Raw genomic sequence first — 4,214 nt, forward strand, 5'->3', positions numbered from 1 at the left:
TTGATATCGTTGGTCAACTCGATGCCGTCGACGATGATCTGGCCGCGCTGGTGCTCCTCCAACCGGTTGATACAGCGGATGAGGGTCGATTTCCCCGATCCGGAAGGGCCGCAGATAACGATCCGCTCTTTCTTTTGCACGGTCAGGTTGATGTCCTGCAGAACATGGAACTCGCCGAACCATTTGTGCATCTCTTTGATCTCGATAATGGCTTCACCGTTCGGCTGTAACTGATTGTCAGGTTTGTCTTCACGCATGATGATCTCTTGGGGTTTGGTTGTGGGCATTTTTTTTTGGAACTTGTCGTTAGATGGAGCCACTTCAATCCACGCTGATTATATAACAGCGCGTTACCGGCTAAAAGCCCCTATCCAGCTCCTTTTCCAGACGTCTGCTGTAGCTGGACATGAAATAACAGCAGCCAAAATAGATCAAGGCCACAAAGATGTAGGCCTCTGAAGAATAGGCCGTCCATTTGGGATTTGACAGCACGGACTGGGTTGTCTTGAGCAGATCGTAAAGGGCGATGATGACCACCAGGGAGGTGTCTTTCAACGCCGATATGAGTTGGCTGACCGTTGGAGGTATCACGATTCTCAAGGCCTGGGGCAAAATCACCAGCCGCATGGTCTTGGGATAGCTAAGCCCCAGCGATTCGGCAGCCTCATACTGGCCCTTGGCCATCCCTTGCAGCCCGCCGCGTACAACTTCTGCGATATAGGCGGCGGTGAACATAATGATAGCCACCTGTGCTCGTAAGATGACGTTGACGGTAACCCCCTCGGGTAAAAACAGGGGGAAAACGATGGACGACATGAACAGCAGGGTGATCAGTGGTACACCCCGGATCATTTCGATGTAAACGATACACATTACTTTGACAGCCGGCATCTGGGACTGTCGTCCCAGCGCCAGGACAACACCCAGCGGATAGGCGGCCGCCAGTCCAAAAACCGACAACAGCAGTGTCAACGGGAGGCCACCCCACTGGGTGGTTTCAACCGCAGCCAACCCCAAGATGCCACCCTTCATGAGAAGGCCCATGCTTAAAAGACCGATGCCCCAGGCATAGACCAATGATTTTTTCCAATGGTCTCTGTTGCGACTGTAAAACAGCAAGCCAATCAGAAGCGCCATGGCTAACAGCGGCCGCCACTGCAATTCGTAGGGGAAAAAACCGAAAAGAATGAACCGTATGTTTGCGGGGATGATCGACCAGCAGGCCCCTTCGGCGCCCTTGCAGGCTTCACCGGCTGAAGGAAGCCAGAAGCTGTCGACAAAGGCCCAGCGGATAAAAGCGGGTACGATCTTCCCTAACGTGTATAGGGTGATCAGCGTCAGGACCGAGTTAAACCAAGTGTTGAAAAGGTTGGCACGCATCCATCCGAGGACCCCCACGCTCGTCACCGGCGGTTTGATCGTTTCTTCAACCTGTTTGACAGTCGTTCCAGCCATGGGTCTATAAATGCTGTTCGTTAATAAGGTGAGTGCTTGACGCTTCCGTTGGCTATTGCCGGTTTAGATAATAGCGACGAGGCCGCTTTCCATGAAATCGAAACACGATCTTACCTTTCCACCAGGGCCATCTTTTTATTGTACCAGTTCATGAAGGCCGATGTCAGCAGGCTCAACGTCAAATAGACAATCATCATCAGGGCGACACCTTCGATGGCCTGGCCAGTCTGATTGATCGTGGTGCCGGCCACGGACACGAAGTCGGGATATCCGATCGCAACCGCCAGGGAACTGTTCTTGGTCAGGTTCAACATCTGACTGGTCAAGGGTGGAATGATGACACGCAGGGCCTGCGGTAAAATCACCAGGTTCAGCACCCGGCTGGGTCTGAGGCCCAGCGACATTGCCGCTTCGGTCTGCCCCTTGCTGACCGACTGAATGCCTGCCCGGACGACTTCGGCCACAAAAGCTGCCGTGTATAGAATCAAACCGAGCAAAAGAGCCGTAAACTCGGGGCTGATGTTGGTTCCCCCGATGAAATTGAAGCCTATCAGAACGGGCACGTTCATGGCGGTAGGTGCACCGCCGAAAGCCCAGGCCATCAGGGGCAATCCGATCATCAGTGCCAGGGACACACGAAAGATCGGAAAGGGTTGGCCTGTCCGCGCCTGTCTCTCTCTTGCCCACCGCCGCAGAAAATAGATAGCGACACCGGCCAAAACAATTGCGATGGCCATGTATTTGAAGACCGGATGCGCTTCCGGCACGGCAAACACCAAACCGCGATTGCTCAAGAAGACGCCCATGATCGGATTCATGGCCTGTCGGGGTGACGGCAGGACATTGTAAAAAAACGCGTACCAGAAAAAGAGCTGTAAAAGTACCGGTATGTCCTGAAGCACTTCGATATAGACGGCCGCTATCTTCGATATCAGCCAGTTGGAAGAGAGTCGGGCGATCCCGACCAAGGTGCCGAGGATAACCGTTAAGACGATGCCGACAAATGAGACGATCAGCGTATTTAAAAAGCCGACCACCAGCGCTCGGCCATAGGTGTCGGCTGCCGAATAACGAATGGGGGATTCACCGATTTCGAAGGCGGCTTCCTTCTCAAAAAATCCGAAGCCGGTAGCAATGGACTGTTTTTCAACATTGGCCAGGGTATTGGAAATCAGATAATAGGCCAGCAGTCCGACCATCAAAAGCGTTGCGATCTGAAACAGAATCGACCGCTTTTTAGGATCGTTGTAAAAGGGGACCGCTGCCGTTGGGGCGCTGCCTTGAATCTTGTCTTGTTTTGGCTGCATAGGGCTGTCGCACAGGAAAGACGTCTGTCAGGCCGACAAATGGAAGGCCGGGCGACCCGACAGACGCTTGATTAGGTGTCACAATGAATCACGCCGCCCGCCGGCTGACAAGATGACCCAACAGGCGACGCGTCCGGTTCGGACTTACTTGAACGGTGGCGAATACATCAGCCCGCCGTTGGTCCACAGCGCGTTCAATCCACGCTCGATCCCCAACGGTGTGTTGACGCCCACATTTCTTTCGAAGACTTCACCGTAATTGCCGACCTGCTTGACGATGTTGTAGGCGAATTTTTCATCCAGGCCGAGGGCTTTGCCGTTGCCTTCGGTCACTCCCAGAAAGCGCATAATCTTAGGATCCTTGCTTTTGAGCATCTGATCAACATTTTTCGACGTAACACCGAGTTCCTCGGCGTTGATCATGGCCAATACGCTCCAATTGACGATATCCGTCCACTGGTTGTCGCCGTGCCGAACGGCCGGTGCCAGGGGCTCCTTGGAGATGATTTCCGGCAAAATGATGTAATCTTTTGGATCGGGCGCAATCGCGCGGGTTCCGGCCAGTTGGGACGCATCCGAGGTCAGGCAGTCGCACCTGCCGGCAAAGAAAGCTTTGGCCAGTTCCGCCGTATTTTCAATGACCACGGGTTTCATTTTCATGCCATTGGATCGAAAATAATCGGCCACATTGAGTTCGGTGGTCGTTCCCGGCAGCACGCAAACCGAGGCACCGTCGAGCTCTTTGGCGCTTTTGACGCCCAGCTTCTTGGAAACCAAAAAGCCCTGGCCGTCATAGTAGTTGACCTGGGCGAAATCGAGGCCAAGGGCGGTGTCGCGGCTCAGGGTCACCGTGCAGTTACGGGTCAACACATCGATTTCACCGGACTGCAACGCGGTGAAGCGGGTTTTGGCCGTCAGCGGCGTATATTTGACCTTGTCGGCATCGCCGAAAACAGCGGCGGCAACGGCCCGGGCCGTATCCACATCCAGCCCCTTCCAAACCCCTTTTTCATCAGGCTTGCCAAAACCGAATAGATCTCCGTTAACCCCCGCCTGTATGAATCCCTTGGCTTTCACATCATCCAAAGTACCGGCCGAGACAGAACCGATCAGCGCAAACACAGCAATCATGGCCAATACAAAACTAAATCGTTTCATCACATTCTCCTCCCATCAAGCAATCAGTTAATATAACGGCGGACCTGTCACAGGTCCATTGGAACACTTGTGTTTAAATATATGTCGGCGGGGAGAAAACCATATTCATCGAATATGAATCGTTTAATCGATTGAATGTAGCATGGAAGGTTGCATTTTGGCAAGCGTATTCACCGGTTACGCATACGACAAAACCACCCCGGTTTTAAATGAGGCCATGGTATGCGATGACCTGCATTGACAAAGATCATGGTGTCATGTAGGCAGACAGATGTCTTTTCTATTTCCGGTTTC

Annotated in this window: 4 protein-coding genes; all 4 read right to left on the reverse strand. The window is 53.0% G+C overall.

The window, feature by feature from the left end; translation table 11 throughout:
- The coding region (locus tag QNK41_RS17930) for an ATP-binding cassette domain-containing protein (protein ID WP_319259591.1) at positions 1–257 on the reverse strand (257 nt) is incomplete at its 3' end.
- Between the two features lie 100 nt (positions 258–357).
- Positions 358–1,455, reverse strand: coding sequence for an amino acid ABC transporter permease (locus QNK41_RS17935; RefSeq protein ID WP_319259594.1), 1,098 nt, complete (start codon positions 1,453–1,455; stop codon positions 358–360).
- Positions 1,456–1,565: 110 nt separating this feature from the next.
- Complete coding sequence (locus QNK41_RS17940) at positions 1,566–2,762, reverse strand: amino acid ABC transporter permease (protein WP_319259596.1); 1,197 nt, start codon at positions 2,760–2,762, stop codon at positions 1,566–1,568.
- 144 nt (positions 2,763–2,906) lie between these two features.
- Positions 2,907–3,920: an amino acid ABC transporter substrate-binding protein gene (locus tag QNK41_RS17945; protein ID WP_319259599.1), complete on the reverse strand. Its 1,014-nt coding sequence runs from the start codon at positions 3,918–3,920 to the stop codon at positions 2,907–2,909.
- Between the last annotated feature and the right edge of the window lie 294 nt (positions 3,921–4,214).

The sequence above is a fragment of the Desulfosarcina sp. genome (assembly GCF_033791525.1).
Taxonomy (GTDB): domain Bacteria; phylum Desulfobacterota; class Desulfobacteria; order Desulfobacterales; family Desulfosarcinaceae; genus Desulfosarcina.

Bases quoted from the DNA above. Each gene is read 5' to 3' on its own strand.
- QNK41_RS17935 (WP_319259594.1), bottom strand. From the start codon at position 1,455: ATGGCTGGAACGACTGTCAAACAGGTTGAAGAAACGATCAAACCGCCG.
- QNK41_RS17940 (WP_319259596.1), bottom strand. From the start codon at position 2,762: ATGCAGCCAAAACAAGACAAGATTCAAGGCAGCGCCCCAACGGCAGCG.
- QNK41_RS17945 (WP_319259599.1), bottom strand. From the start codon at position 3,920: ATGAAACGATTTAGTTTTGTATTGGCCATGATTGCTGTGTTTGCGCTG.